This is a genomic window from Wenjunlia tyrosinilytica, assembly GCF_014646055.1.
Classification (GTDB): domain Bacteria; phylum Actinomycetota; class Actinomycetes; order Streptomycetales; family Streptomycetaceae; genus Wenjunlia; species Wenjunlia tyrosinilytica.
On record NZ_BMMS01000009.1, the window covers coordinates 148,206 to 174,287 of the forward strand.

General features: G+C 70.5%; 24 protein-coding genes and 1 tRNA gene. 9 read left to right on the top strand and 16 right to left on the bottom strand.

Translation table 11 applies throughout. From position 1 onward, the window contains the following. Positions 1-53: 53 nt before the first annotated feature. Entirely contained in the window at positions 54-875 is an 822-nt protein-coding gene (modA, locus tag IEY86_RS12385) for a molybdate ABC transporter substrate-binding protein (protein ID WP_189131659.1), read from the bottom strand. A gap of 63 nt (positions 876-938) precedes the next feature. After that, on the bottom strand, positions 939-1,334 hold the full coding sequence (locus IEY86_RS12390) for a TOBE domain-containing protein (protein WP_189131660.1): 396 nt from the start codon (positions 1,332-1,334) through the stop codon (positions 939-941). 277 nt (positions 1,335-1,611) lie between these two features. On the opposite strand from IEY86_RS12390, the gene IEY86_RS12395 reads away from it, so the two are divergent. Then, entirely contained in the window at positions 1,612-1,815 is a 204-nt protein-coding gene (locus tag IEY86_RS12395) for a hypothetical protein (protein WP_189131661.1), read from the top strand. A 32-nt stretch (positions 1,816-1,847) separates the two neighbouring features. Here the strand turns inward: IEY86_RS12395 and IEY86_RS12400 are convergent, their stop codons facing one another. Further along, a complete protein-coding gene (locus IEY86_RS12400; RefSeq protein ID WP_189131662.1) occupies positions 1,848-3,038 on the bottom strand; it encodes a magnesium and cobalt transport protein CorA in 1,191 nt (396 codons plus the stop codon). 220 nt (positions 3,039-3,258) lie between these two features. Between IEY86_RS12400 and IEY86_RS12405 the strand changes: the two genes are divergently transcribed. Next, positions 3,259-4,353: a magnesium and cobalt transport protein CorA gene (locus IEY86_RS12405; protein WP_189131663.1), complete on the top strand. Its 1,095-nt coding sequence runs from the start codon at positions 3,259-3,261 to the stop codon at positions 4,351-4,353. A gap of 27 nt (positions 4,354-4,380) precedes the next feature. After that, positions 4,381-5,901: a DHA2 family efflux MFS transporter permease subunit gene (locus tag IEY86_RS12410; RefSeq protein WP_189131664.1), complete on the top strand. Its 1,521-nt coding sequence runs from the start codon at positions 4,381-4,383 to the stop codon at positions 5,899-5,901. 199 nt (positions 5,902-6,100) lie between these two features. Here IEY86_RS12410 and IEY86_RS12415 read toward each other — a convergent pair whose 3' ends face one another. The 3 genes from IEY86_RS12415 to IEY86_RS12425 form a co-directional block, all read right to left on the bottom strand. Further along, complete coding sequence (locus tag IEY86_RS12415; RefSeq protein ID WP_189131665.1) at positions 6,101-6,787, bottom strand: class F sortase; 687 nt, start codon at positions 6,785-6,787, stop codon at positions 6,101-6,103. Positions 6,788-6,806: 19 nt separating this feature from the next. After that, the gene (locus tag IEY86_RS12420; RefSeq protein ID WP_189131666.1) at positions 6,807-7,589 is read right to left on the bottom strand and encodes a GVDTG sorting domain-containing protein; all 783 of its coding nucleotides are present in this window, start codon (positions 7,587-7,589) and stop codon (positions 6,807-6,809) included. Positions 7,590-8,031: 442 nt separating this feature from the next. Next, positions 8,032-8,973 (bottom strand): trypsin-like serine peptidase, encoded by a 942-nt coding sequence (locus IEY86_RS12425; protein WP_189131667.1) that lies wholly within the window; start codon positions 8,971-8,973, stop codon positions 8,032-8,034. A gap of 309 nt (positions 8,974-9,282) precedes the next feature. On the opposite strand from IEY86_RS12425, the gene IEY86_RS12430 reads away from it, so the two are divergent. Beyond that, on the top strand, positions 9,283-9,912 hold the full coding sequence (locus IEY86_RS12430; protein WP_189131668.1) for a transglutaminase-like domain-containing protein: 630 nt from the start codon (positions 9,283-9,285) through the stop codon (positions 9,910-9,912). 261 nt (positions 9,913-10,173) lie between these two features. Beyond that, the gene (locus IEY86_RS12435) at positions 10,174-11,811 is read left to right on the top strand and encodes an NAD(P)/FAD-dependent oxidoreductase (RefSeq protein WP_189131669.1); all 1,638 of its coding nucleotides are present in this window, start codon (positions 10,174-10,176) and stop codon (positions 11,809-11,811) included. Between the two features lie 952 nt (positions 11,812-12,763). On the opposite strand, the gene IEY86_RS12440 is transcribed toward IEY86_RS12435, so the two are convergent. The 3 genes from IEY86_RS12440 to IEY86_RS12450 all read right to left on the bottom strand — a co-directional run bounded on the left by IEY86_RS12440 (position 12,764) and on the right by IEY86_RS12450 (position 14,730). Further along, positions 12,764-13,984 carry a helix-turn-helix domain-containing protein gene (locus tag IEY86_RS12440; RefSeq protein ID WP_189131670.1) on the bottom strand — a complete coding sequence of 407 codons (1,221 nt, stop codon included), beginning with the start codon at positions 13,982-13,984 and terminating at the stop codon, positions 12,764-12,766. A 147-nt stretch (positions 13,985-14,131) separates the two neighbouring features. Then, positions 14,132-14,266 carry a hypothetical protein gene (locus IEY86_RS37540; protein ID WP_265804372.1) on the bottom strand — a complete coding sequence of 45 codons (135 nt, stop codon included), beginning with the start codon at positions 14,264-14,266 and terminating at the stop codon, positions 14,132-14,134. Between the two features lie 390 nt (positions 14,267-14,656). After that, positions 14,657-14,730, bottom strand: a tRNA-Thr gene (locus IEY86_RS12450). 201 nt (positions 14,731-14,931) lie between these two features. Here IEY86_RS12450 and IEY86_RS12455 point away from each other — a divergent pair. From IEY86_RS12455 to IEY86_RS12470, 4 genes are all read left to right on the top strand, one after another. Next, positions 14,932-16,050: an ABC transporter ATP-binding protein gene (locus tag IEY86_RS12455; RefSeq protein WP_189131672.1), complete on the top strand. Its 1,119-nt coding sequence runs from the start codon at positions 14,932-14,934 to the stop codon at positions 16,048-16,050. Between the two features lie 98 nt (positions 16,051-16,148). Continuing rightward, a complete protein-coding gene (locus IEY86_RS12460; protein ID WP_189131673.1) occupies positions 16,149-16,577 on the top strand; it encodes a PPOX class F420-dependent oxidoreductase in 429 nt (142 codons plus the stop codon). 168 nt (positions 16,578-16,745) lie between these two features. Further along, positions 16,746-17,180 carry a hypothetical protein gene (locus tag IEY86_RS12465; protein ID WP_189131674.1) on the top strand — a complete coding sequence of 145 codons (435 nt, stop codon included), beginning with the start codon at positions 16,746-16,748 and terminating at the stop codon, positions 17,178-17,180. 90 nt (positions 17,181-17,270) lie between these two features. Next, positions 17,271-18,005: a nucleotidyltransferase family protein gene (locus IEY86_RS12470; RefSeq protein ID WP_189131675.1), complete on the top strand. Its 735-nt coding sequence runs from the start codon at positions 17,271-17,273 to the stop codon at positions 18,003-18,005. A 203-nt stretch (positions 18,006-18,208) separates the two neighbouring features. On the opposite strand, the gene IEY86_RS12475 is transcribed toward IEY86_RS12470, so the two are convergent. From IEY86_RS12475 to IEY86_RS12505, 7 genes are all read right to left on the bottom strand, one after another. Continuing rightward, positions 18,209-19,873, bottom strand: coding sequence for a DoxX family protein (locus IEY86_RS12475; RefSeq protein WP_308425134.1), 1,665 nt, complete (start codon positions 19,871-19,873; stop codon positions 18,209-18,211). 168 nt (positions 19,874-20,041) lie between these two features. Continuing rightward, a complete protein-coding gene (gene rlmB, locus IEY86_RS12480) occupies positions 20,042-20,992 on the bottom strand; it encodes a 23S rRNA (guanosine(2251)-2'-O)-methyltransferase RlmB (RefSeq protein ID WP_189131677.1) in 951 nt (316 codons plus the stop codon). 192 nt (positions 20,993-21,184) lie between these two features. Then, a complete protein-coding gene (gene cysS / locus IEY86_RS12485; protein ID WP_189131678.1) occupies positions 21,185-22,579 on the bottom strand; it encodes a cysteine--tRNA ligase in 1,395 nt (464 codons plus the stop codon). 133 nt (positions 22,580-22,712) lie between these two features. Further along, the gene (locus tag IEY86_RS12490) at positions 22,713-23,105 is read right to left on the bottom strand and encodes a PPOX class F420-dependent oxidoreductase (protein WP_189131679.1); all 393 of its coding nucleotides are present in this window, start codon (positions 23,103-23,105) and stop codon (positions 22,713-22,715) included. A gap of 314 nt (positions 23,106-23,419) precedes the next feature. After that, entirely contained in the window at positions 23,420-23,947 is a 528-nt protein-coding gene (gene ispF / locus IEY86_RS12495) for a 2-C-methyl-D-erythritol 2,4-cyclodiphosphate synthase (protein ID WP_189131680.1), read from the bottom strand. Further along, on the bottom strand, positions 23,937-24,698 hold the full coding sequence (gene ispD / locus IEY86_RS12500; RefSeq protein ID WP_189131753.1) for a 2-C-methyl-D-erythritol 4-phosphate cytidylyltransferase: 762 nt from the start codon (positions 24,696-24,698) through the stop codon (positions 23,937-23,939). The genes ispF and ispD overlap by 11 nt, the downstream gene beginning before the upstream one ends. Before the next feature lie 409 nt (positions 24,699-25,107). Continuing rightward, on the bottom strand, positions 25,108-25,590 hold the full coding sequence (locus IEY86_RS12505) for a CarD family transcriptional regulator (protein ID WP_033174074.1): 483 nt from the start codon (positions 25,588-25,590) through the stop codon (positions 25,108-25,110). Positions 25,591-26,082: the final 492 nt, after the last annotated feature.

Here is a 26,082-nt window from a genome sequence, read left to right on the forward strand (position 1 = left end):
CCCGGAGGAGCCTGTCCGTCCCCGCTCGGGCAGGCTCCCCGTCCTGTGCCGGATCAGGGCTTCTGGAATCCGGCGTCGTGCAGGATCTTCTGCGCCTCGGCGGAGCTGAGCCACTTCACGAAGTCGGCGGCGGCCTCCGCCTGCTTGGACTGCTTGAGCGTCACTGCGGGATAGGAGGCGATGGCGTTCTGGGCGTCCGGGATCGTGACGGCCTCGACCTTGCCCGGAGCGGTGGCGGCGTCGGTGACGTACACCAGGCCCGCGTCGGCCTCGCCGAGCTCGACCTTGCTGAGCACCGCCCTCACATTCGGCTCCTGCGAGACCGGCTTGACCTTGACGTGCTGCCCGTCGAGCACCTTCTTGCTGTAGCGGCCGACGGGGACCTCGGGGGCGGCCAGGACCACCTTGAGGTTCTTGTCGGAGAGGTTCTTCAGGCCTTGGACCTTCTTCGGGTTGCCCTTGGCGACCGCGATGACCAGGCGGTTCTTGGCGATCACCGTCGGAGTGCCGGTGTCGGCCTTGAGCGCGTCGACGGTCTTGGTGTCGGCGGTGACCAGCGCGTCGGCCGGGGCGCCCGCCTTGACCTGGGCGGCGAGTTCCTGGGAGCCGGCGAAGGAGAACTTCACCTTCGTTCCCGGGTGCTCCTTCTCGTAGGCGGCTCCGGCCGTCTTGAACACGTCGGTGAGCGAGGACGCGGCGAGCACCGTGAGGTCGGCGCCCTTGTCCGAGCCGCCCGAGGAGGAGGCCGCGGGCGAGCCCTTGTCGGCCTTGCCGGAGTCGGACTCGTCGTCGCTGCCGCAGGCCGCCAGCGGCACGAGGAGGGCGGCGGTCAGTGTGGCGGCCGCGACACGGCGGCGGGACAGCAGAGGGGACATGAGGGTATGGCTCCTTGCATGGGAGAGCCCCCCGGGGGGACGGCCCGGGACTGGCGAGCCGCGTCAGGCGCGGTCGATATGGACGCTGGTGGACTTCACGCGGGCGGTGGCCTCCATGCCCACCTCCAGGCCCAGTTCCTCGACGGCCTCCCTGGTCAGCAGGGAGACCAGCCGGTGTGGACCGGCCTGGATCTCCACCTGGGCGGCGATGTCGCCGAGCTTGACCGCGGTGACGATGCCCGGAAACGCGTTGCGCACCGAGGTGTAGGAGGGTTCGTCGTCGCCTCCGGCGCTCTCCGCCAGCGACACCGAGAACGCCGCCAGGTCCCGTCCGTCGATCAGCCGCCGCCCGGACTCGTCGCGATGCGTGGGCACCCGCCCGGCATCCGCCCAGCGGCGGGCGGTGTCGGGACTGACGCCGAGCAGGCGCGCCGCCTGACCGATGGTGTAGGACCGCATATGCGGCACTTTAGAGCCGAGAAGCTCGCATCTGCAAATAGGCTGGATGATCCAGGCAGCAGATGCACCGATGGTTGGGTCATCACCCGGTCGAGCAGCTCACGGCCCGAGCGCCGCCCCGCCGCGCGGCCGCCGCCGCCCCGCCGCCACCGCCGCGCCACAGCGCCGCCGCGCCACAGCCGCCGCCACCACCGCCACCGGGAAGTGATGCCCCGGACGTCACCCGGCGTGCCGTTTCGCGTCCGCAGGGGCACCATGTCGAGGAGGAGGTGCCGCCATGGAGCATGAGATGCGCGCCGAGATCCACCCGGGGTCGAGCCGAGTGAAGATCTGGCACATGGTGCGCAAGACCGGCAGTGTGGCCATGTGCGGCCGCGAGCTCGAAGCCGGCTCCCCCACACGGAGCGATGAGGCCTGGGGGAGCACGGAGGAGCCGTTCTGCCACTCGTGCGGGGCCATGTACCTGCGCGAAGTGCCGTAACGGCTCCGGTCCCCCGTGACCGGCCCCGTTCGCTACAGCCAGTCGCGGCGTTTGAAGACCAGGTAGAGCACCAGGCAGACCACGGCCATCAACAGCAGGGCGAACGGGTAGCCGCCGAGCCAGTGCAGCTCCGGCATGTGGTCGAAGTTCATGCCGTAGACGGTGCCGATGAGCGTGGGCGCGAAAAGGATCGCCGCCCAGGAGGAGATCTTCTTGATCTCGTCGTTCTGCGCGTTGCTGGCCTCGGCGAGACGGCGCATCTCCTCGTTCTGCGCCTGCGTCACCAGCGTGGCGTTGACCGACATGATGTCGGTGAGCATCTGCCGGAAGCCGTCCACCCGCTCCACCACCGTGGTGGCGTGGTCGGCGACGTCCCGCAGGTAGCGCTGGAGTTCCTCGTCGGTGCCGTACTTCTCGAAGCCCGCGGCGAGCCCCTCCAGCATCTCCAGCAGCGGCCGGGTCGCCCGCTGGAACTCCACGACCTCCCGGGACAGCTCGTAGATACGCCGGGAGACCTTGGGGTCGCCGCCGAAGACCTCGGTCTCGATCTCGTCGATGTCGTTCTGGAGCCCCGCCACCACGGGGGCGTAGCCGTCGACCACGGCGTCCAGCACCGCGTAGAGCACCGCCTCCGGCCCCAGCCGGAGCAGATCGGGGTCGTCCTCCATCCGGCGGCGCACGGCGGCGAGGTCCGGGGCCTGGCTGTGGCGCACGGTCAGCACAAAGCCGGGGCCCACGAACAGGTGCAGCTCGCCGAAGTCGACCTCCTCGGCGGCGTCGATGTAGCGGGCTGCGCGCAGGACGACGAAGAGGGTGTCGCCGTAACGTTCCAGCTTGGGCCGCTGGTGGGCCACGATCGCGTCCTCGACCGCCACCTCGTGCAGCCCGAACTCGTCCGCCGCCGCCAGCAGCTGCGCCTCGGTCGGCCGGTAGAGCCCGATCCAGGCCAGCGAACCCGGGTGGTCGGGCAGCCGGCGCCAGGCGTCCGCGAGCGTGGGCGGTGAGTCGATGCGGTGGCCGTCGCGGTAGATCGCGGCGTCGATCACACTGCGCTCGACGGGAGTGGCCGCCGGTGTCGGACGGGGGTCCATCTCGTGCTCGGGCGCGGTGGGCACGGCTGGGGGCGGGGCACCGCGGTGGGAGCCGTCACCGGCGGGGTTCGCCGCGTTGGAGCGGCTGCCGCGCTTGGTGGGCAGGAGGGCACGAGGGCGCCAGTCGGACATGGGGACCTCCGAGGCGAGGAGAGCGCTGCGGATGCTTCGGGCAACCAGGGCAGCTTCACCGCTGCGCTGATGAGAACCGTTCGGCTTCAGTGCGTACTGGGAGGTTGGCTGCTCATGGCGGGCCCCACCTCCTGTGTCTCCTCGTGGATTCTCGGCCGGGGTCAGGCTATACCAGTGCGGACGGGCGGACAGCCCAACGCCCAACCCGAAGGAGCCCGCCATGTCGATGATCCGCAGTCTCCGGAAGGCGGTGCGCCTCCCGCACCGCCGACCGAAGGTCGACCTCAGCCATCCCGCCCGCTCCCCGCTGGGCAGCTCGGTCGTGAACTGCGTGGTCTACCTCGACGGCAAGCGGCAGACCGGCCACTGCCCGGCGGGCGAGGCCATCGCCCGCGTCCGCAAGTCCGGCAACGGCTTCGTCTGGATCGGCCTGCACGAACCCAGCCAGGCGGAGATCGCCGATGTCGCCGAGCTGTTCGGGCTGCACCCGCTGGCCGTCGAGGACGCCGTCCACGCCCACCAGCGGCCCAAGGTGGAGACGTACGACGAGACGCTGTTCACGGTGGTCAAGACCGTCCGCTACGTCGAGCACGACCGCCTGACCGCCACCAGCGAGGTCGTGGACACCGGCGAGATCATGGTCTTCACGGGGCCGGACTTCGTCATCTCGGTCCGCCATGGGCGGCACGGCTCCCTCGGCCCGCTGCGCGAGGAACTCGAGGCCGACCCCGCCCGGCTGGCCAAGGGCCCGGCGGCCGTGCTGCACGCGATAGTGGACCACGTCGTGGACGACTACCTCGTGGTCACCTCGGCCGTTCAGGACGACATCGACGTGGTCGAGACCGACGTCTTCGCCCACCGATCCGGCCGTGGCACCGACCCCACCCGGATCTACCAGCTCAAACGCGAGCTGCTGGAGCTGAAGCGGGCCGTGGCACCGCTGGACCGCCCCCTCCAGGCGCTGTCCACCCAGCCGGTCCCCATGATCGACCTGGACACCCGCAAGTACTTCCGCGACGTCTCCGACCACCTCGCCCAGGTCACCGAGCGGATCACCGCCTTCGACGACCTGCTCAACTCGATCCTCCAGGCGAATCTGGCGCAGGTGACCGTCGCCCAGAACGAGGACATGCGCAAGATCAGCGCCTGGGTCGCGATCATCGCCGTCCCCACCATGGTGTGCGCCATCTACGGCATGAACTTCGACCACATGCCGGAGTTGCGCTGGACGTACAGCTACCCCGTCGTCATCGTGCTGATGGTCGTGGCGTGCGTGGTCATCCACCGCGGATTCCGGCGCAACGGGTGGCTGTGACCTCCTGATCCGGGGATCATCGCTGGTATGACCGACTCCGCTCCCGGAAGCGTCCGTCTCTCCGAGGCGAGGGGGCGGTGGGTATTGACGACCACCGTTCTCGGCTCCGGCATGGCGATGCTGGACAGCACGGTCGTCAACGTCGCCCTCCCCCACATCGGCGAGGACCTGGGCGCGGATCTGGCCGGCCTCCAGTGGACCGTCAACGCCTACATGCTCACGCTCGCGGGACTGATCCTGCTCGGCGGGGCGCTCGGGGACCGCTTCGGGCGTCGCCGGGTATTCGTCCTGGGCGTGGTGTGGTTCGCGCTGGCCTCCCTGCTGTGCGGGATGGCGCCGAACGCCGGGGTGCTGATCATCGCCCGGGCGCTGCAGGGCATCGGCGGTGCGCTGCTGACGCCGGGCTCGCTGGCGCTGATCCAGTCCACCTTCCATCCCGACGACCGGGCGCGCGCTGTCGGCGCCTGGTCCGGGCTCGGCGGGGTGGCGGCGGCGGTCGGACCGTTCCTGGGCGGCTGGCTGGTGGACGGTCCCGGCTGGCGGTGGGTGTTCCTGATCAATCTGCCGGTCGCGGCGGTGTGCGTACCCGTGGCGCTGCGGCACGTTCCGGAGTCGAGCGATCCCCGCCAGGCGGGACGGACCTTCGACGTCACGGGGGCGGCGCTCGCCGCGCTGTCCCTCGGCTCCTTGACGTATGCGCTGATCGCGGCTCCGGGGCGGGGCGCGTCGGCACAGGTGGTGCTCCCGGCGGTGGCCGGGGTGCTGCTCGGTGCGGCGTTTGTGGCGGTGGAGCGGCGCCGGGCGGACCCGATGCTGCCGCTGGAGATCTTCCGGTCCCGCCAGTTCACGGCCGTCAACGCCGTCACCGTGTGCGTGTACGCGGCCTTCGGCGGCTTCTTCTTCCTCGCCGTGCTGGACCTTCAGGTGGTGGCCGGGTACTCGGCGCTCCAGGCGGGCACCGCGCTCCTGCCCACAACGATCATGATGCTGCTGCTGTCGGCCCGCTCCGGCCAGCTCGGGCAGCGCATCGGCCCGCGCATCCCGCTCACCGTGGGCCCGCTGCTGTGCGCGGCCGGCATGCTGTTGATCACCCGGGTCGGGCCGCACGCCGTGTACTGGCGCGATGTGCTGCCGGCGCTGCTGATCCTCGGCCTGGGCATGGTCGCCCTGGTGGCCCCCCTGACCGCGACCGTCCTGGCGTCCGTGGACGTGGGGCGGGCGGGTCTGGCCAGCGGGGTCAACAACGCCGCCGCGCGGGCCGCCGGTCTCATCGCGGTGGCCGCGCTCCCGCTGCTGGCGGGGACGAGCCCGGAGGCCTACCGGTCGGCGACGGAGTTCTCGCGGACCTTCCGCCGGGCCATGCCGTTGTGCGCGGGGATCCTGGTGGTGGGCTCGCTGATCGCGTGGTTCACGGTCCGCTCGAATGTCCTGGCACGCGCCCCCGAGGAGGAGGGCGCCTGCGCCCCGGAGTGCCGGATGCACTGCGGGATGGTCTCGCCGCCACTCGACCCCGGCCACACACGGACGACGCCGACGCACGCGTCCTGACCACCCGTACGACGCCGGGGCCATCAGGGCCGGGCGCCGCGGGTCGGCGCGTCGGCGGGTCGGCGGGGCGCGGGCAGCCGATGAAGGCGCCCGCACCCCCGCCCACGAAGGAGCTCGGCGCTCGAGGACCTCGGTACTGAAGGGGTCGGCACTGAAGGGGTCGGCACGAAAGTCGCTCGCGCGAACGAACCCCGCGAACTCAAGCCGCCTTGGTGCCCGTCAGATGCGCGAACACCACGATGTTGTCCGCGTAGTGGTGCGCCTTCGCCGAGAAGTCCCCACCGCAGGTGATCAGGCGCAGGCCCGCGTGATCGAGGTTGCGGTAGACCTCGATGGTGGGAAACCTCTCCTTGGCGTAGCGGGCGGTGCGGTCCACCGTGAACACGGCCGTGGTGCCGTCCTGGCGGCCGACCTCGACGGTGTCGCCCTTCTTCATCTGGGCGAGGCGGAAGAACACCCCGGGCGAGCCGTTCCAGGTCACATGCCCGGCGATCACCGAGGGGCCGAGGGCGCCCGGTGTGGGACCGGGGGTGAACCAGCCGGCCTTGTCGGGGTCGCGAGGGGTCTGCATGGCCTGCTTGGCGTCGAGGCCGAGGCGCTCCAGCGACGAGGAGACATTCAGGCTCGGGATGCTGATCTGCTCGGGGGCGGACGCCTTGAGCACCGTTCCCCTGACCTTCGTTCCGGCGCGGGCCGAGTCGTGCCCCTGGTGCTGTCCCTGCTGTCCCTGCTGCTGTGCGGCGGGGCCCTGCGGTGGAGCCGGGTCCTGGCGGCCCATGGCGACCACGATCAGCGCGACGGCGACCAGGGCGAGGACTGCTGAGCCGATGTAGAGCGGGCGGCGGCCACGTCGTGGTCCGGCCGCGTGCTGGGAGGAGTTGGCCATCGTCGTGTCCCGTCCGCCCTCAGCCTTCTTGTCCTTGCTCGCGCCTGCGGGCCAGGAACCAGGCCCCGGCCGCGCCCGCGAGCGTCACCCCGCCCACACCGAACATCGCCGGGGACTCGATTCCCGCGGTGGACCCGGAGCCGGTCTCCACACCGCCTGCGGGCATGGCGCCGACCGAGGCTCCCTCGACCTCACCGCAGTCGGTGGGGGCGGTGGCCTCCTGGGGCAGCTTGGGGTCGAGTTCGCTCTTGCCCTTGCCGAAGTCGTACTTGCCGTTCTTGTTCGGGTCGATGCCGTGCTGGACGATGTGCAGGTCCTGGATGTGGTCGGCGACGTCCTGCGAGACGGCGATGGTCCGCTCGTAGGACAGGTGCCCGGTGCTGTCGGCGTTCGGCATACGGTCCACCGCGAGCCCGCTCTTCGCCGAGGTGTCGCCTTCCGTGGTCAGCGAGATATTGATGTCGCCGTACATGGGCACGGCCTCGGTGGTGGTGACGATGCCGTCGCCGTCGGCGTCCGCGCTGGCGTCGGGGCAGTGGAAGTTGTGGCCCTCCGTGGAGCCGTGGAGGTGCTGGGCGTGCGGGGCGCCCGGGGTGAGGCCGTCGGCCTCGATCTTCACAGTCAGCTGGGTGCCGTTCACCCCGAGCATGACGGTGCCGGTCGCACCGCTGTTGTTGAGCGACTCCAGATTGATCTGGAACGCTGAGCCCGGGGCCGCGCTCGCGGGCGCCGCGGCGGCGAGAGCGAAGATGGTGGGCAGGGCGGCAAGCACGGCGAACCGCGCGGTGCGCTTGGCTTTCACGGTCTCTCATCCCCTTGATCGCGGCTGCCCCTCCGTTGAGGACAACCACCCGGTGGTCGTGGCACAGGCGCGGTGTTTCCTTGCCTGCACTCTGGGTTTCGGAGCGGGAAGGGGCGTGGATTGGTCCCGGCGGCAACTTCCGTCCCGGACATGTCGTCAGGGCCCGGGTCGCGCAGGTCAGTCGGGGGTGGCCCGCGGGGAACCGGGATCGGCGCAGGCGATTTCGAGGACGAGCCCATTCCCCGAGTCGGCCAAACCTTTGAAGTAGATGGGCACGATGCCGGCACCCGGGTTGCCGACGGGGGCGGTGAACGGGGCGGCAACTGGGGCGGTGACGGGGCGGTGACCGCGGAACACCGAACGCCCCGGACCACTGGGGTCCGGGGCGTTCGCCTACGTGCTCACCCTAGGTACACACACGGCACAGGGCCGCGCGGGACGGTCAGGTGTCGTTGCCGACCTGGTTGTACAGCTTGCGGACAGCCTCACCGAAGTAGGGGCTCTCGTTGCCGACCTTGTCGTAGTCAAGGGTGCTCTGGACACCGTTGGCGTAGCCGAGCATCGAGGTGGTGCTGAACTTGCGGAACCACGGGCCGCCGCTCGAGCCGCCGTTGAGGTTGCAGTTGGGGAGCTTGAGCCGCCCAGCCGAGTTCTCCTGCTGCGTGGTGCCCTTGCACAGCCACTGGGTCCGGCCGTCGAACGGGCTGGCGGCCGGGTAGCCGTACACTCGCACGCTCACCTTGTGCGGGTAGTTGAACGAGATTCCGTTACCGCCCACACGGCTGACCAGGGTCTTGCCGTTCTGCTTGTAGACCGTCACAAAGCCGACGTCGTAGCGGAAGTCGGTCTTCGTCGACCAGGCGCTGAAGGTGTTCAGGCGCTTGGCGGAGAAGCGGCCGTAAGGCTCCTTCCCCTTGTAGTACTTGGGGACGAAGATCCACTTTTGCATCCACTTCTTGCCCTTGCCGCCGTGCACGCAGTGCCCGGCCGTCAGGACAAGCAGCTTCGAGGAGCTGTTGATCGCGCTGGCCGAGCAGACGTAGTTCTTCTTGTCGCTCGGGTTGTAGAAGAAGACCTTGCCCACGGAACGCACGCTCTTCGCGCGCACCGCACGCCCGCCGGCACGGTCGGCGGCCGAGTCGGACACCGCGTCCGCGACCGGAGCGGAACCGGCGTAGCTGGTCGGCGCGCCCTTCTCGACACGCTCGCTGATCGCTCCCGGGTTCACCTTCGGGGCCTTCGGGCCGGAAGCCGGGATCGCCTGACGCATGCGCTCGGGCGTCCAGTAGTCCTGCGCACGCTGCGAGTCGATCGCGGAACCCGCGGACGAGGAGACAACGGTGTCCGCGGCGGTGTGCTTCGGAGTGCTGGCGTGTCCCTGCACCCCCGTGGTGAGGACGAGCGCCGAAGAGGCAAGAGCTGCAACGGCCCAGGTTTTCCGCCTGATTGACCGATTTGTCACTGATTCCCCCATGCTTGTGGTCACTGACGGTAGTAAGTGAACCACGATGGGATCTTCATATGATCAACATTTAGCAACGGGTATTCAACAGCCCTGTCCCGAACGGCATATGGCGCCGAACCCGCACGGCGAGACCGACGTCGGGCCCAACCGGAACGGTGAGGAGGGAACGCACCGGCGCGTGGAAACCCCTTCGCTGCCAGGGCCGCCACCCCCGCGACAATCCCGCTCATGGCTGCCCGATCCCCGCGTCTGCGCTTCGAGTCGGACCGGCTCGACGACCACCTCGTCGCAGACGCCGTCATCGACCACCATCACCCCTCGATCCGCGAGAGCGCGGTCGCACGGGACCCACACGACGACATCACACACGACGACACCGCGCACGCCGACACCGCGCACGCCGACACCGCGGTGGCCCGAGCGGCTTTCGAGTTCGTCAGGGACGAGGTGTCGCACTCGGCGGACGTCGGCGAGTGGAGCGCGGCCTACGTGGCCTCCGACGTCCTCCGCGAGCGCAATGGGATCTGCCACGCCAAGTCCCACCTCCTGGCAGCGCTCCTGCGTGCCCGGGGCATCCCCACCGGCTTCTGCTACCAGCGCCTGACCGGTGCCACTCCCGGCAGCTTCGCCCTGCACGGCCTCACCGCGGTCCACCTGGTGTCCGCGAACCCCTGGATCCGCCTCGACGCCCGCGGCAACAAGGAGGGCGCCGACGCCCGCTTCTGCCTGGAAGGCGAACACCTGGCCTGGCCGGTCGCCCCTTCCCGGGGCGAGATCGACTACCCGCTGGTCCATACGTCCCCGCCCCCCGCCGTCGTGGCGGCCCTGGCCACCGCCCGCCCGGGCATCGCGGGCTAGCGGTGGCCAGGCGACAACCTCCCGACGCAGCTGTGGCCCCGAGGCACGGCGAGACCCGCCGGCTCGAGATCACATCCGGGAAGAGCCCGCGCCGCCGTCCGCGACGGGCCGCACGAGGCTCCGGAACCCCACGCCGAACGCCCGGACCTTGATCGGTCCGGGCCCTCCGCGTTCTGGATCCGCCAGCCGCCTGCCGGGGTCGAACCGGCCACCCGAGCCGTCGCAGCGCATGATCCGCCGGCCGCGATTAAGCTTGCAGAGGTGGCGTGGCCGGTCATTTTCGTGGTGGAACACGACCCGAGCTCGTTTGATGTGCTGCTCACCGATCTCACGCGACGGTTCGGCAGAGCATTCGCGGTGAAGGGCGCGGGCTCGTCGAAGGCTGCGCTGACCGCTGTCGAGGAACTGGCGCGGGACGAGGAACCCGTCGCACTGCTGCTGGTGGACGACGGCTCCGACGACGTCCTCATACGGGCCCATGAGCTGTATCCGCGCGCCAAGCGTGTGCTGCTCGTGGACCGCGACTACTCGTCGACGAGTCCAGCGGTCCAGGCGATCGCACTCGGCCGCGCGGATTACCACCTCGTGCGGCCATGGATGGACAACGAAACGATGTACCGCGCCGTGAGCACGTTCCTCTCGTCGTGGACGAAGGAGCAGGAGCCGACCTTCGAACTGTTCCGCATCGTCGCCCGGGAGGGCGACAGCCGCGTGCTGCGGCTACGCGATGTGATGACGCGCTTCAGCATGCCGTTCGGGGTCTATCCGGTGGAACGGGAGGCCGGACGACGTCTGCTGCGCGAGGCCGGGCTCGACGCGTCGCGGCTGCCGGTGGTGATTCGCCACGACGGCCACGTGTTCGTCGATCCGAGCCTGCCCGACCTCGCCCGTACGATCGGGGTCAGCGTCACGAACGATGTGAACATCTGCGACGTCGCCATCGTGGGTGCCGGGGCGGCCGGCCTGACGGCGGCCGTCTACGCCGCCTCCGAAGGGCTCGACACGGTACTGCTCGAACAAGCCGTCTCGGGCGGGCAGGCCGGGACGAGCCCGCTGATCAGGAACTACCCCGGGTTTCCCCATGGCATCAACGGTGGCGACCTCATGGGGCAGACCTGCGAACAGGCGTGGCTCATGGGCGCGCACATCGTCTTCGCGCAACAAGCGATCGGGCTCGAACGCCGCGGCGACCGCCGAGTGGTCCACCTGCTGGACGGCTCGGAGGTCAGTGCCCGTGGGGTCGTGATCACCACCGGTATCGACTGGCGGCGCCTCGGTGTGCCGAGGCTGGAAGCCCTCGTCGGCTCCGGCGTGTTCTACGGCGCGGCCGTGAGCGAGAGCCGGGCAATGCAGGACCAGGACGTGTTCATCGTCGGCGCCGGGAACTCGGCCGGGCAGGCCGCGGTGCATCTGGCCAAGCACGCTCGCACGGTCACCTTGGTCGTCCGGGGCGACAACCTGGCGAAGTCCACATCGGCCTATCTCGTGCGTGCCATCGAGGCGACGCCGAACATCATCGTCCGCCATCGGACCGAGGTGGTCGACGGCGGCGGCGACGGGCACCTCGCATATCTGACGCTCGCAGACCGCAAGGCGGACGCCGTCGAGCGGGTACCGGCCACCGCGCTGTTCATCCTGATCGGCGGTGAACCGCACACGCAGTGGCTCCCGGACAGCATCGCCCGCGATGACCAGGGCTACCTCCTGACCGGACGGGACATTCGCGAGAGGTCCGGAGCACACCGCCATCATGGTCGCGCCCCCTCGGTCCTGGAAACGAGCATGCCCGGCGTCTTCGCCGCGGGAGACGTACGGAGAGGCTCGATCAAGCGCGTCGCCTCCGCGGTGGGCGAGGGAGCCGCGGCCATCCGCCTGGTGCACGACTACCTGGGCACCTGAGCCGATCCGGTCTCGTATGGTCCTCGGCCGTCGGCACAACAGTCGCCTTCCCCCGTGGTGTCGTACGAAGGGACGCCTGCTGCCGGATCCGCGCCCTCCCGATGGCACGCGAACGCCCCGGACCACGTTCGATCCGGGGCGTTCTCTTCGTCCCGAGCCACAGGTAGGGGTGGCCGCTGAGGTTGCGGTGGTTGCTGTACTCCGCTGCCGTACAGCAACCACCGCAACCGAGCCGATCTCGTCGCACTCGGCTCCGGAGGGCCCGCGCGCTCAGCATTTCAGCAGGGCGCGAACCTGCGTTTGCCCTTTCGGGCGATGTCTTGTCCACAACTAGTCCACGGCACGAGAGCCTGGCCACGGAAGGGGTGCTGGCAATTGTCTGAACCAGCGCCCAGCGCCCAGCGCCCAGCGCTCTGCCTTGGAAGTCGGTGTGCGTGCGGTAGGTTTGAGCGCCACTCAACGGTCTCGACATGGCCGACGAGCCCCGCGGAGTAGTGCGGCTTCTCTCCCAGTTCCTGGTGCGTCAGCCGCGCACGGACACGGAAGTGGCGGGCCACCTCCCCGAAGTACTTCAGCGCTTCGGAGGGTTGTGCCGGGCCTTCGCCGATCACGATTTCTCCCACGGTGATCACTTGTGTTTGCTCTGCAGTGACCCGCTCCGGCCGGCCGCTGTCCTTCCATCGACAGCCGGAGCGGGAGCTAGAGGGTGCTGTGCCGGACCGCCAGCACCACCAGCACGGCAGGCGCGGCAACCCAGAACACGAGCAGGGATGCGATGAACAAGCACTGCCACACCTCAGCCCACCTGCCCCGGCCCGGCTTGGCGGATGCGCTCCGCCAGGCGCCGCAACGACTCCTCCCGGAACTGCCCGTGTCTTGACCGTAAGGTGAGCCTGGTGCGGCGAGGGGTAGAGGCGCTACCCCTTCGCCGAGAGGTACAACCTGTACCCGTCTACGCCGGCACGCCGAGCCGACGCGTCAGGTCGCGCACGTCATCGCGGATCATCGCGCTGCCCGTCGAGGCCAGCTCCGAGACAGTCGAGCGGGCGAAGATGTTGAACCGCGTCGTCTCCGGCGACACCTCGTATGCCTTCTTCAACAGGTGGACAACCGCAACGTTTTCTCCCTGCATGCTGTACGCCCTTGCCGTTTCCGCCAGGTGGAAGCTGCGGCGCGTCGCCGACGGCATCGGCCCGAGGTCGATGCTCGTGGCTGCCTCGATAGCCGCGCCCGCTCGCATCAGGTCGGCGTTCATCGTCACCGCGTAGGCGTCGACCATGCCCCTACCGAAGATCAGCCACGGGTGCGCGTAGCCGTCGCCGAGTCGGCGAGCGGCCTCGTCGGCGCGGTCCCAGTACCGCTCCGCATCGCCACGCCGCCCCACCCGCGCGTAGGACAGGGCGGCGGCCAGCTGGAGCAGCCCCCAGCGCGCCAGCCCCTCCGGGCCGCGGTCCGGGTCGAGCAGGCTGGCCGCTTTCATGGCGAGGTCCACGCGGGCCTCATGGCGCTCGCCAGCGTCGCGGAAGACGTGGTTCACGTACCAGGCCGCCACCGCGATTGCGTGCGGGCTGTCGGCATCCGGCGCTGCGGCCATGGAGCGGTCACCGGTGAGCATCACCAGTTCCGGAGCCGGCTGGAACGCCAGGAACAACTGCGCCGGGTGGTAGGTCTGCGCCAACGCCACCTGCGCGCCTCGCCGTTCGGTGCCTTCGAGGGTGCGGGCAGCGTGCTGACAGTCGGCCAGCAGGTCCGGCAGCAGGAGGGCGCTGCGGGTCCGGTGGTCTCCGCTGCCGTGCCACATCTGCCAGGCTTGCCGGACCCGGGCCCCCAGCTCGGCCGCTGTCTCCGGTTCTGCGTCGTTCGCGAAACGGTAGGTGGTCAGAGCGGCCTTCACCGCAGGCAGGGACTCGTGCACCGCCTTGGTGTAGGTCGCGGCGGCCAGCCGTTCTTCTCCCGTGAGTTCGGCCAGGTCCTCGATGCCCAGGACTTCCGCGAGGCGCAGGAGCAGCGGCAGGCGCGGCATGTGCAGTCGGCCGGTTTCGATGAACTTGACCCACTCGGTAGAGCGGCCCACAAGCCCCCCGAGGACCGGGCGGGTGAGACCGGCTCGTTCACGGGCGCGGCGAACTCGCTGGCCGAACGTAAGGGGGGTGTTGTCAGCGTGCTCGGGCATACGGACTCCGTTCTGACCTCGACACTCAAAACGGTATCCCCGGCCGATGTCGGGGAAGGACGAACGGCCCCGCTCCGGCGGAGGCCATCGTGCTGCAGGGGGGACGACCAAAGCGCCTCCGAGTCCCGAAGGACAGCGGGGGCGCGTTCACTTGGTCAGCAGTCCGTAGAGGGTCAGCAGTGGCGCGGCCACTCCGGTCAGTGCGGCCAGGGAAGGTAGCGGCCAGCGGGTGCGCTCGAGGGTGTGCAGGCGCGTCTCGTGATCCGACACGTCGTCGGTCACGTCCTTGCAGTCGGCCCGAAACGCGTCGAGATCGGTCTCCACCCGGGATGCCGCGTCATGCAGGGCCCTCGGGAGCTGGCTGCACGATCTGCGCCATGGGGGGCAACGCTGATCCACGCCGCGGGCGGGGACATGCACACGATCAAGGAGACGCGGGGGCACTCGGGTATCGCGATCAGCTCGGACACGTACACCACGCTGCCACCCCAGGTTGATGCCGAGACCGCGGAGGCGGCGGCGAATCTGGTCCCGCTGGAGCCTTTGGGCGGGCCCGGCGGGACGCCCGTTCACGCACCGCTCAGGCACAAGGCCCCGGACGCGATGTCCGAGGCCGGTCTAAACGTCTCCTCTGGGGATTCCCTGGCTGGTCAGCCGGGGTCCCGGTGGTTGAGCCGCCTGTCGGGTTCGAACCGACGACCCTCGCTTTACAAGAGCGATGCTCTGGCCAGCTGAGCTAAGGCGGCGTGGCCTCGCCGGGGCGGGGCCGTCTGCAGTGTACTCAACAGGGGATCGGAACCGTTACTCAAATCGGTCGGCGTCCGGTACTGACAAACGAGGACGGCTCCGGGTAGCGTCACACGCAGTCTACGGCCAGTGGACTAGACAACCATCTCCTTTACTCGGATCGTCCGGCACGTTCCTGCCGGTGAAGGGACCTGATCACCATGGCCACTGTCACCTTCGACAAGGCGACACGCATCTACCCGGGCTCCGAGCGGGCCGCCGTCGACGCACTCGAGCTGGACATCGCGGACGGTGAGTTCCTCGTTCTCGTCGGGCCCTCCGGCTGCGGGAAGTCCACCTCGCTGCGCATGCTCGCCGGGCTCGAGGACGTCAACCAGGGCGCGATCCGCATCGGTGAGCGCGACGTCACCCACCTGCCGCCGAAGGACCGGGACATCGCCATGGTGTTCCAGAACTACGCGCTCTACCCGCACATGACCGTCGCCGACAACATGGGCTTCGCGCTCAAGATCGCCGGGGTCAACAAGGCCACCATCCGCCAGAAGGTCGAGGACGCGGCCAAGATCCTGGACCTCACCGAGTACCTCGGCCGCAAGCCGAAGGCGCTCTCCGGTGGCCAGCGCCAGCGTGTCGCGATGGGCCGCGCGATCGTCCGGGAGCCGCAGGTGTTCCTCATGGACGAGCCGCTGTCGAACCTCGACGCGAAGCTGCGCGCCTCCACCCGTACCCAGATCGCGACGCTCCAGCGGCGCCTGGGCACCACCACCGTCTACGTCACCCACGACCAGGTCGAGGCCATGACGATGGGCGACCGTGTGGCGGTGCTCAAGGACGGCCTGCTCCAGCAGCTCGACACCCCGCGCAACATGTACGACCGCCCGGCGAACCTGTTCGTGGCCGGGTTCATCGGCTCCCCCGCCATGAACCTCGTCGAGGTCCCGATCGTCGACGGCGGTGTGAAGTTCGGGAACTCCGTCGTGCCGGTCAACCGCGACGCCGTGGCCGAGGCCGCCGCCAAGGGCGACCGCACGGTCACCGTGGGCGTGCGCCCGGAGCACTTCGACATCGTCAACGGTGAGGCCAAGGGCCTGTCCAAGGACGAGGCCGCCGGTGTCCCCGTGACGGTCAACGTCGTTGAGGAGCTCGGCTCCGAGAGCAACGTCTACGGCACCGCGCACCTCGACGGCGACGACAAGGAGCTGGTGGTCCGCGTCCACGGCCGCAAGGTGCCGGAGAAGGGCGAGACGGTCCACGTCGTCCCGCGCGCCGGCGAGACCCACGTGTTCTCGACCAGCACCGGTGAGCGCCTCACCGACTAGTCTCCCGCCGCCTCTCCCGCCGGCCCCTCAGTGTGATTCGGCCGCCCGTCCCGTCCCCGGGGCGGGCGGCCGTCCGCGTTGTGGCGCAGGATGACCGCATGCGAAACATGACCGACGCCGAATGGCGCGAATTCGTCCTGACCGGCACCCGCACGGCGAAGGTGGCCACGACACGCAAGGACGGCCGCCCGCACGTGGCGCCCGTGTGGTTCCTGCTCGACGGCGACGACCTGGTGTTCAACACGGCCAAGGAGTCGGTGAAGGGCCGCACCCTGCGTGCCCCCGGGGCACGGGCCGCGGTGTGCGTGGACGACGACCGCCCCCCGTACTCGTACGTGATGCTCGAGGGGGCGGTGACGGTCTCCGAGGACCTGGGCGAGGTGCGGACCTGGGCCGCGAGGATCGGCGGCCGCTACATGGGCGAGGACCGGGCCGAGGAGTTCGGCGAGCGTAACGGGGTGCCGGGCGAGCTCCTCGTCCGCGTGCGCATCGACAAGGTGGTCGCGCACGCGGACATGGCCGACTAGCGGGGACACGGAAGCCGGGGAACGGGCTCCGCAGAGCGGAACAAAGGGGGCAGAAAGGGGTTTGGAGGCGGACTGCGTCAACATCATGCATCCGAGCCGGGTGAAATCCATCGCTCGTCGGGGTGACTAAATGTCGCCATATCATCACTGAGCGATACGCTTCCGGACGTGAACCAGGCAGCCCGCCGCATCGGCAAATCCATCGCATTCGTCCTCCCGGTCGTCATGGTGCTCTCCGGGACCCTCGCGGTCACCCGGGTTCCGTGGGCGACATCGGGCTCGGACGCACAGGTACTCACCGCGGCGTCGCACGACAAGAGCGCCATCTCCTCGGACGCCGCAAGCAGGGCCGCCACCCCGCAGGGTGCCCTGCGGCAGCGGCTGCTCAACGAGCTCCAGAGCGACGGCCCCGGCGTCGCGCTGACCCACCTCCAGCAGGAGATGGCGCGCACGCCGTCGCTGGCCAAGTACTGCACCTCCATCGCCCGTTCCCTCGGCCGAGCCACCGTGGCGCTCTACGGCGGCAACACCTACCGGGCGCAGAAGTGGTCCCGGCCGGTCTGCGACACCGCGTTCGCGACCGGGGTCATGACCGCGCACTGACCGACCGCGCGCCGCACCGAGGTGGCCCACCGGATACGGTCCGACCCGCCGGGTCGGCACCCCGGTTCGGCACCGCATAAGGTGCCGGTCATGAACGGTGCCCACCACCCCTCCCCGCCCGTCACCCAGGCTGTCCTGCTGGCGGGCGGACAGGGCTCCAGGCTGCGCCCGTACACCGACGACCGGCCCAAGCCGATGGTCGAGATCCCCGGCACCGGGATCCCGATCATCGGCCATCAGCTCAACTGGCTGGCCGAGGAAGGCGTCACCGACGCCGTCGTCTCCTGCGGCCACCTCGCCGAAGTCCTCCAGGAGTGGCTTTCCGGCGCGGACCTCCCGCTGCGGGTCAGCACCGTCGTCGAGAGCGAACCGCTCGGCCGCGGTGGCGGCCTGAAGTACGCGGCCGCGTCCCTGCCGCGCCCCGACGAGCCCTGGTACGCGACCAACGGCGACATCTGGACCAGGTTCCGGCTGCGGGACATGGCCGCCTTCCACCACGAGCGCGCGGCGACCGCGACGCTCGCCCTCGCCCGCCCGCGGATCCCGTGGGGCGCCGTGGAGACCAATGAGTTCGGGCATGTCCTGGACTTCATCGAGTCCCCGCCCTCGCCCTACCTGATCAACGCGGGCGTCTACGTCTTCTCCCCCGAGTTCACCCGCCTGCTGCCCGAGCGCGGCGACCATGAGCGGACGACCTTCCCCCGGCTCGCCCGGGAACGCAGGCTCGCCGGGTTCCCGATCCCGCAGGGCGCCTACTGGCGGGCGATCGACACGGCCAAGGACCTCACCGAGGCGGCCAAGGAACTGGGCCAGAAGGAGAAGTAGGGGGCCCGGCCCCAGCGGCAAGCGAACGCCGCAGCGCGGCGAGTGAACGGCTTGGCCCAGCAAGCGGACGCCGCAGCCCGGCAAGCGAACGGCGCAGCCCGGCAAGCGAACACAGCGGCGGCCGACCGGAATCCATCCGGTCGGCCGCCGCCCGCTACGCCGCCTTCACCGCTCTCGCGCCGACGCCGACGTGGACACCTACCTCACGCCGACGTCGACGAGCCCGGCGAGCGGCCCGGCATCCCCAGCAGATCGCTGCCGAGGATTCCACCGAGAGCGCCTCCGCTGGAGCCGCCGCCCGTGCCACCGCCGCCGCCTCCACCGCTGCCGCTGCCGCTGCCGCTGCCACCGGACGGCGGGGCCGGGTCCGGAGCGTGGCTCGGGGGTGCCTGCGTCGGCGGCTGGTGCTGTTGCAGCGTCCCGCTGCCCTGCGTCGGCTGCCCCGCGCCGGCGGTCGCCGCGCCGGAACCGGTGGTGGTGCCGGCCGTCGGCTGCCGCACGACCGGGGGCTGGGTGGCCGAGTGGGTCGGCGACGGCCGGTCGGCGGACGGAGTCGAGCTCGGCGACTGCGACGGCGCGTGCGAGCGCCGGGGGTGGCCGGGCGGCTCGGTGACGGGGAGCGGGGAGCCCTGCTGGTTGTTGGTGGGCAGGTCGCTGGGGCCGGGAACGTCGGTGTGGAACGTGCTCGAGCGCACCGCGCCACCGAGCAGCGAGCCGATGATCAGGGTCAGTCCCGTGACCACCGTGGTCATCGTGGCGCCGCGCCGCAGCACCCAGCGGCGCACCGAGTACGCCGAGGCCCGCGGCCCGAGCTTGCGCCAGGCCCGGGCGGCCAGCCGCCCGTCGAGCGAGTAGTAGGGCGCGCCCGCGATGAGCAACGGGCTCCAGGCGGCCAGGTAGATGATGTCCGGGGCGTCGTAGGCGGGCGCGGAGCGCCAGCTCACGGTCAGCAGCAACACCGCCGACAGGAGCATCCCGACGACGGCCGCGGCCCGCTGCCAGAGCCCGAGCACGGACAGCATGCCGACGACGATCTGGAGGAACGCCACCGTCAGGCCCGCGCCGACGGGGTGGGCCAGCGCGAGGTCACGCAGCGGTTCGGCCGCGGCCCACGGGTGCAGGCCGGACAGCCACTGCACCATGGAGCCGCGGTCGCCGCCGTCGAAGAAGACCGGGTCGCAGAGCTTGCTCATCCCGGCGTAGATCGAGATGCCGCCGAGGAAGATGCGCAGCGGCATGAGGACAGGGCCGGGGTTGCGGCGGGGGCGGGCGTGGTGGGCGGGTTCGCCGGAGCGCTCCCGGGCCCGCTCGCCGTAGTCGTCGTACCCGTCGTCGTAGTCGTCCTCGTAGCCGTCGTCGTCCCCGCCGTCGGGCTCGTGGTCGTTCCCGGCGAACGGGCGGCCGGGCAGGTCGCCCCCGGCCTCGGGGCCGCGGGGGCGGCCGATGAGCGACGTGCGGGCCGCAAGCGGTTCGGCGTCGAGCAGGCCCACGCCGACGCGCGGCACGAGCCGGGTCGCGCCGCCCTGCACCGCGTCGAGCAGTTGCGTCGCCGCGAAGTCCCCCGGCTCGGTACGGCCGCTCCACATCACCGGGGTGACCCGCGCGCGGCTTCCCGGGCGCGCGCCCGGGCCGATGCCCGCGCGCGTACGCGAAGCGCCCGCGAGCATGCCGGAGGCCGGCCGTCCCGACGCGGGTACGGCCGGCAGCGGCGCGGTGTCCTCCGACACGGTGTGCGCCGGTCTGGAGGTCCCCCACAAGAGCGGCCGCGAGAACTGGTCCGTCCTGCGGGAGCGCAGGGGCTGCGCGAGCTTCACCCGGAAGCTCGCGTGATTGACGATGACCTGGGCAGGGTCGCTCGGCACCTTCACGGCGCTGATGGCGGGTTCGTCTATCCCCTGAGCGCGTCCCCCCGACGGGCGTGGGGCTGTTCTGGTGTCCACGTCCCACTAACCGAGTGAACTCGGCAGAGGACACGCAGTAATTGACGGGCCGCCGTCAACCAAGATCAGCGAAGGCCGGGCGCGGATCGGCGACGGTCACGCGCGGCGGCGCGCGGCCTCGTACAGGACGATCCCGGCGGCGACACCGGCGTTGAGGGACTCGGCCCCGCCCGGCATGGGAATCCGGACCGTCAAGTCGCAGGTCTCGCCCACGAGTCGGGACAGTCCCTTGCCCTCGGAGCCGACCACGATCACGACGGGGCCCTCGAGCGCCTCAAGCTCGGTCAGCTCCAGATCGCCGTCCGCCGCGAGGCCGATCACGGTCATGCCGGCCTTCTGGTAGGTCTCCAGCGCCCGGGTGAGGTTGGTGGCCCTGGCCACGGGCACCTTGGCCGCCGTGCCCGCCGAGGTCTTCCACGCGCCCGCGGTCATCCCGGCCGCGCGCCGCTCCGGCACCACCACGCCATGGCCGCCGAAGGCCGCGACGGAGCGGACCACGGCGCCGAGGTTGCGCGGGTCGGTGACCCCGTCCAGCGCCACGATCAGCGGGTCCTCGGAGACGTCGAAAGCGCCTTCCGGCAGGTCATCCGGGTGCGCGTACTCGTAAGGCGGCACCTGGAGCGCGAGGCCCTGGTGGTTCATGTGGTTGGTCATCCGGTCCAGCTCGGGGCGCGGGGCCTCCATGAGCGGGATGCCGCGGTCGTTGGCGAGGGTGAGCGCCTCACGTACGCGGTCGTCGTTCTCGATGTACTGCTGGACGTACAGCGCCGAGGCGGGCACCCCGGCGCGCAGTGCCTCGACCACCGGGTTGCGGCCGGTGACCAGCTCGGAGCTGGTGCGGCCGCCGCCGCGGCGCTGCTGCGGGCGGCGGGTCGCCTGCTTGGCCCTGGCGTTCGCGGCACGCTGCTTGGCGTGGCCCTTGCGCATCTCGGCGGGCGGGGTCGGGCCCTTGCCGCGCAGCGCCTTGCGGCTGTGCCCGCCGGTGCCGACCTGCGCGCCCTTCTTGGACGAGGTGCGGCGGTTCCTGCGCTGGCTGTTCCCGGCCATGATCTGCACTTCCTTCAATCATTACGGCTGGAAGGCCGGGTGTGGTCCCGGCGAGACACAGCCTCAAACGTCGATCACAGCGCGACGGCGGGGCCGCCCCCCGGCGGCGGCCGACTGTCGGCCGCCGCCTCGATGGGGTCCTGGCCCCGCCCCCCGCTGTAGCTATTCCTGGCGCTGCAGCTTTTCGTGGAGCTATTTGCCGCTGAGCTGCCAGCGCGGTCCGGACGGGGTGTCCTCGATGACGAGGCCCGACTGGGCGAGCTGGTCGCGGATGGAGTCCGCCGTGGCGTAGTCCTTGCGTGCCCGTGCCGCCTGGCGCTGCTCGAGCACCAGGCGGACGAGCGAGTCGACCACCCCGTGCAGATCGTCTCCCCTGCCGGCTCCGGCCCACTGCTCGTCGAGCGGGTCGAGACCCAGCACTCCGAGCATCGCACGCACCTCGGCCAGACGGGCGACCGCGGTCTCCTTGTCGTCCGCGGTGAGGGCGGAGTTCCCCTGGCGGACGGTCGTGTGCACGATGGCGAGGGCCTGCGGCACGCCCAGGTCCTCGTCCATGGCCTCGGCGAAGGCCGGCGGCACCTCGGCCGCGGGTTCCACGGGTCCAGCCTTCTCCACCACACGCTGCACGAAGCCCTCGATGCGCGCGAACGCCGACTCGGCCTCGCGCAGGGCCTCCTCGCTGTACTCGATGGTGGAGCGGTAGTGCGGGGTGCCCAGGTAGTAGCGCAGCACGATGGGTCGCCACTGCTTGACCATCTCGGAGACGAGCACCGAGTTGCCCAGCGACTTGCTCATCTTCTCGCCGGACATGGTCACCCAGGCGTTGTGCGCCCAGTACCGGGCGAACCCGTCGCCGCACGCCTTGCTCTGCGCGATCTCGTTCTCGTGGTGCGGGAAGACCAGGTCCACCCCGCCGCCGTGGATGTCGAACGCGCTGCCGAGGTACTTGCGGACCATGGCCGAGCATTCCAGGTGCCAGCCGGGCCGGCCGCGGCCCCAGGGGGTCTCCCAGCTGGGCTCGCCGGGCTTGGCGGCCTTCCACATGGCGAAGTCGCGCTGGTCGCGCTTGCCGAGCTCGCCCTCGCTCTCGGGCTGGCGGAGGTTCTCCAGCTCCTGGTTGGACAGGTCCAGATAGCCGGGGAACGAGCGCACGTCGAAGTAGACATTGCCCTCGGACTCGTACGCGTGACCGCGCTCGATGAGCTCGCGCATCATCTCGATCATCTCCGGCACATGGCCGGTGGCGCGGGGCTCTATGGTCGGCGGCAGGCAGCCGAGCGCGTCGTAGCCGTCGTTGAACGCCCGCTCGTTCTCGTAGGCGATCTGCCACCACGGCCTGCCCTGCTCGGCCGACTTGCGGATGATCTTGTCGTCGATGTCCGTGACGTTCCTGACGAACGTGACGTCGTAGCCGCGGTAGCGGAACCACCGCTGCATGATGTCGAAGTTCAGCCCGGACCTGATGTGCCCGATGTGCGGCGGTGCCTGGACGGTGGCGCCACACAGGTAGATCGAGACGCACCCCGGCACGAGCGGTGTGAAGTCACGGACCTGCCGGGCGCTGGTGTCGTACAGGCGAATAGTCACGCTACAAGGGTAGTGGGCGTGCGGCAGTGCCCCGCGACCTTTCCGGGCACGGGGACTCAGCCGTCACGTTTGCGTTACGAGGGTCTACGGGCTCGCGGCACCGCCGGGGGTCGGGGAGCGGTCCGCGCGGGGCTCAGATATTGCCGACCACCTTGCGCGGGGTGACGCGGACCACCACGCGGACGGTGTCCGGGGTGTCGTACGCGTAGTCCTTGCCCATGTACTTGCGGGACAGCTCGTCGATGAGCTCGCGCCCGCCCTCGGTGGTCATGGTCGCGGTGCCCCGGATCTCGGCGTACACGTAGGGGTCGGCCTCGTCCTTGAGGAGCAGGCTCAGCCTCGGGTCGCGCTCCAGGTTCTCGTGCTTGCGGCGTCCGGCGACCGTGGAGAACAGCACGTCGTCGCCGTCACGCTTGGCCCACACGATGGACAGCTGGGGACTGCCGTCGGGCTGGATGGTCGCCACACTGGCGAACGCCTGGCCGTTGAGCAGCTTCTTCACGGTGTCCGGCAGTGCAGTCGCCACCTTGGGTCGCCTCTTCCTCGAGTCTGGACGCGGCACGGGACGCGGGCAGGCACGCGGGTGCTCTCCTCGGTCCGCCCAATCCGTACCCAACTCTGCCCCCGCCTTGCGCATTCCCGCGACGATCAACCATCTGCGTCATAAAGCCGGAAGCCGTTACGGCGAGGCAGCCACCGGGCAGCGCGGGCGCGGCGGCGCGGCGCACGCGCAGCCGGCATGGGCGCAGCCGGCATGGGCGCAAGCCGACGGGGCGCAGCCGGCGCAGGCGCATCCGGCGGGGCCGGCGGGTCCCGCCGGGACCCCGGCGGGACCCGGCGTCAGGAGGCCGGGGACTCGACCGGGTAGACCAGCGCGGTCGCAATCGCGGCCAGGCCCTCCGCCCGGCCGGTGAGGCCGAGCCCGTCCGTCGTGGTACCGGAGACGGAGAAGGGGGCGCCGACCGCCGCCGAGAGCACCTTCTGCGCCTCCTCACGGCGTTTGCCGACCTTGGGGCGCACACCGATGACCTGGACGGCCACATTGCCGATCTCGAACCCGGCCTCGCGCACGATCCTGGCCGCCTCCGCGAGCAGGGTCACTCCGGAGGCTCCGGACCACTGCGGGCGGTCGGTGCCGAAGTGCGCGCCGAGGTCGCCGACCCCGGCCGCGGAGAACAGGGCGTCGCAGGCGGCGTGCGCCACCACATCGGCGTCGGAGTGGCCCGCGAGGCCGTACTCGGCGCCCTCCCACTCGAGCCCGGCCACCCACAGCGGGCGGCCCTTCACGAAGGCGTGCACATCCGTGCCGATGCCGGTCCGCGGCAGCGGCGGGCGCCGGAGCGGCTGCCGCGGGAGCTCAGTACCCATCGTTGGCCCTCCGCCTGGCCAGGACGGCCTCCGCGAGTACGAGGTCCAGTGGGCGCGTGACCTTGAACGCCTCCTCGTGCCCGGGGACGACGACCACGGGGGTGCCGAGCCGCTCCACCATCCCGGCGTCGTCGGTCGCCCCCTCGCCGGTGGCGGCGACGGTCTCGTGGGCCTTCACCAGGATGTCCCGGCGGAAGCCCTGCGGGGTCTGCACGGCCCGCAGGAGGGCGCGCTCGGGGGTGCCCACGACTGCCTCGGGGGCGCCCTTGGCGGACCCCGCGGCCGGCTCGACCTGCTTGACGGTGTCGGCGAGCGGCAGGCCAGGCACGACGGCCGGGGCGCCGGCGCGCACGGCCTCGGCGACCGCGTCCACCATGTCGACGGGGACGAGCGGGCGGGCGGCGTCATGAACGAGGACGGTGTCCACGGCCTCCGGGAGCGCGGCGAGACCGAGCCGCACCGACTCCTGGCGCGTGGCGCCGCCGGCGACGACCCTTATCTCCTTGCTCTCCGGCAGGCCGTTGCTGTCGAGGAGGGCGCGGACCTTGTTCACACCGTCCGGAGGGGCGACCACGACGACAAGGGTGACCGCGCGGGCGCGGATGAGCGCGCGGACCGCGTGGACCAGCATCGGGACGCCGCCCAGCGTGCGCAGCGCCTTGGGCGCCCCGGGGCCGAGACGGATTCCCTTGCCTGCGGCGGGAATGACTGCTGCGGTACTCAGGTTTGTGTCCTTAACCGAAGTGGGTATCGCCTCAACGTGCCGGGTACGGCACCCTGTCCGGCCCCTTCCGTGCAGACCGGCGCAGGGACGGCACCCGGTGGTTCTCGGTGGTTCTTGGCGGGTGCGTGCCCGGCTGGCACCACTATGGCGCACGCGTCACCGTGGCACGTACGGGACGGCGCGTACGGGGTCGCGCGTACGAGGAGGGACGGGGGACGGCCGGTCGCGGCCGCGTTGTCACAGGCCATTGTCACGGGCCGGTTCTGTCACAGGCCGTTTGTCTTTGTCACAGGCTGATTCCGGGCCGTGTGGCGGACGACACATGTGGCTCACGGACACGTCAACGGCATGCCACGCGGACATGCCACCACGCGGACATGCCACAGTGCCCGGCTGCACTGTGGAGAGCATCAGCCGAGCACTGCCGCATCGAGCGTCAGGACGCGAGCACCTCGTCGAGGAGGGCCTCGGCCTTGTCCTCGTTGGTGTTCTCGGCCAGCGCGAGCTCGCTGACCAGGATCTGCCGGGCCTTCGCCAGCATCCGCTTCTCACCGGCCGACAGACCGCGCTCACGCTCGCGGCGCCACAGGTCGCGCACTACCTCGGCGACCTTGATCACGTCACCGGAGGCGAGCTTCTCGAGATTTGCCTTGTAGCGGCGGGACCAGTTCGTGGGCTCCTCGGTGTAAGGCGCGCGAAGCACCTCGAAGACCCGGTCCAGCCCCTCCTGGCCGACCACGTCGCGCACGCCGACGAACTCCGCATTGTCCGCGGGCACGCGTACCGTCAAGTCGCCCTGGGCGACCTTAAGCACCAGATAGGTCTTGTCCACGCCCTTGATCTGCCGAATTTCGATGGCTTCGATCAGCGCGGCCCCGTGATGGGGGTAGACCACGGTGTCGCCAACCTTGAACGTCATGTGACAGGTACCCCTTCCGTGGCTTTCCAGGGTAACACGGTTGCGGCGTCTTCTGAATGGCGTTTCCGCAGGTCAGAGCGTATCTCGGGGCTTGACAAGAGCGCCCGGACCATGCTCATACCCCCTTCGGGATCACGGTCTGCGCAGGTGGGAGCCGTTCTGGGGAAGCCTTGAAACGCGCCCGTTACACATGTTTGGAGGACGCGAACAGGAGCCGAAGAGTCCGCGTTGTCCAGACCTTGGAACCGATCGGGGCACTCCGTTCAGCCGTCCGGAGCAAGATCGACGGCAAATGGGCGACGAGTGGTTCTCGAGCTGTTTTCCGCGGGTGTTCATGGAACGCGTTCACGGCCCAGAATTCGATCTTGGATTCGACGCCGGGCGCCTTCTCGGGGCGGTCCCGGGGACAGTTCGAGCACGGCCCCTGCGGCGCACGGGTGGGGCGGTGCGGGCGCGGCAGGGCGGATCGGTAACCTAAGCGGGCTGGAAGAT

Bases quoted from the DNA above. Each gene is read 5' to 3' on its own strand.
- IEY86_RS12415 (WP_189131665.1), bottom strand. From the start codon at position 6,787: ATGGCCAACTCCTCCCAGCACGCGGCCGGACCACGACGTGGCCGCCGC.
- IEY86_RS12505 (WP_033174074.1), bottom strand. From the start codon at position 25,590: ATGACGTTCAAGGTTGGCGACACCGTGGTCTACCCCCATCACGGGGCC.
- rlmB (WP_189131677.1), bottom strand. From the start codon at position 20,992: ATGGCCGGGAACAGCCAGCGCAGGAACCGCCGCACCTCGTCCAAGAAG.
- IEY86_RS12440 (WP_189131670.1), bottom strand. From the start codon at position 13,984: ATGCCCGAGCACGCTGACAACACCCCCCTTACGTTCGGCCAGCGAGTT.
- IEY86_RS12430 (WP_189131668.1), top strand. From the start codon at position 9,283: ATGGCTGCCCGATCCCCGCGTCTGCGCTTCGAGTCGGACCGGCTCGAC.
- IEY86_RS12390 (WP_189131660.1), bottom strand. From the start codon at position 1,334: ATGCGGTCCTACACCATCGGTCAGGCGGCGCGCCTGCTCGGCGTCAGT.
- IEY86_RS12400 (WP_189131662.1), bottom strand. From the start codon at position 3,038: ATGTCCGACTGGCGCCCTCGTGCCCTCCTGCCCACCAAGCGCGGCAGC.
- IEY86_RS12470 (WP_189131675.1), top strand. From the start codon at position 17,271: ATGAACGGTGCCCACCACCCCTCCCCGCCCGTCACCCAGGCTGTCCTG.
- IEY86_RS12460 (WP_189131673.1), top strand. From the start codon at position 16,149: ATGCGAAACATGACCGACGCCGAATGGCGCGAATTCGTCCTGACCGGC.
- IEY86_RS12410 (WP_189131664.1), top strand. From the start codon at position 4,381: ATGACCGACTCCGCTCCCGGAAGCGTCCGTCTCTCCGAGGCGAGGGGG.
- ispF (WP_189131680.1), bottom strand. From the start codon at position 23,947: ATGGGTACTGAGCTCCCGCGGCAGCCGCTCCGGCGCCCGCCGCTGCCG.
- IEY86_RS12405 (WP_189131663.1), top strand. From the start codon at position 3,259: ATGTCGATGATCCGCAGTCTCCGGAAGGCGGTGCGCCTCCCGCACCGC.
- IEY86_RS12455 (WP_189131672.1), top strand. From the start codon at position 14,932: ATGGCCACTGTCACCTTCGACAAGGCGACACGCATCTACCCGGGCTCC.
- IEY86_RS12395 (WP_189131661.1), top strand. From the start codon at position 1,612: ATGGAGCATGAGATGCGCGCCGAGATCCACCCGGGGTCGAGCCGAGTG.
- modA (WP_189131659.1), bottom strand. From the start codon at position 875: ATGTCCCCTCTGCTGTCCCGCCGCCGTGTCGCGGCCGCCACACTGACC.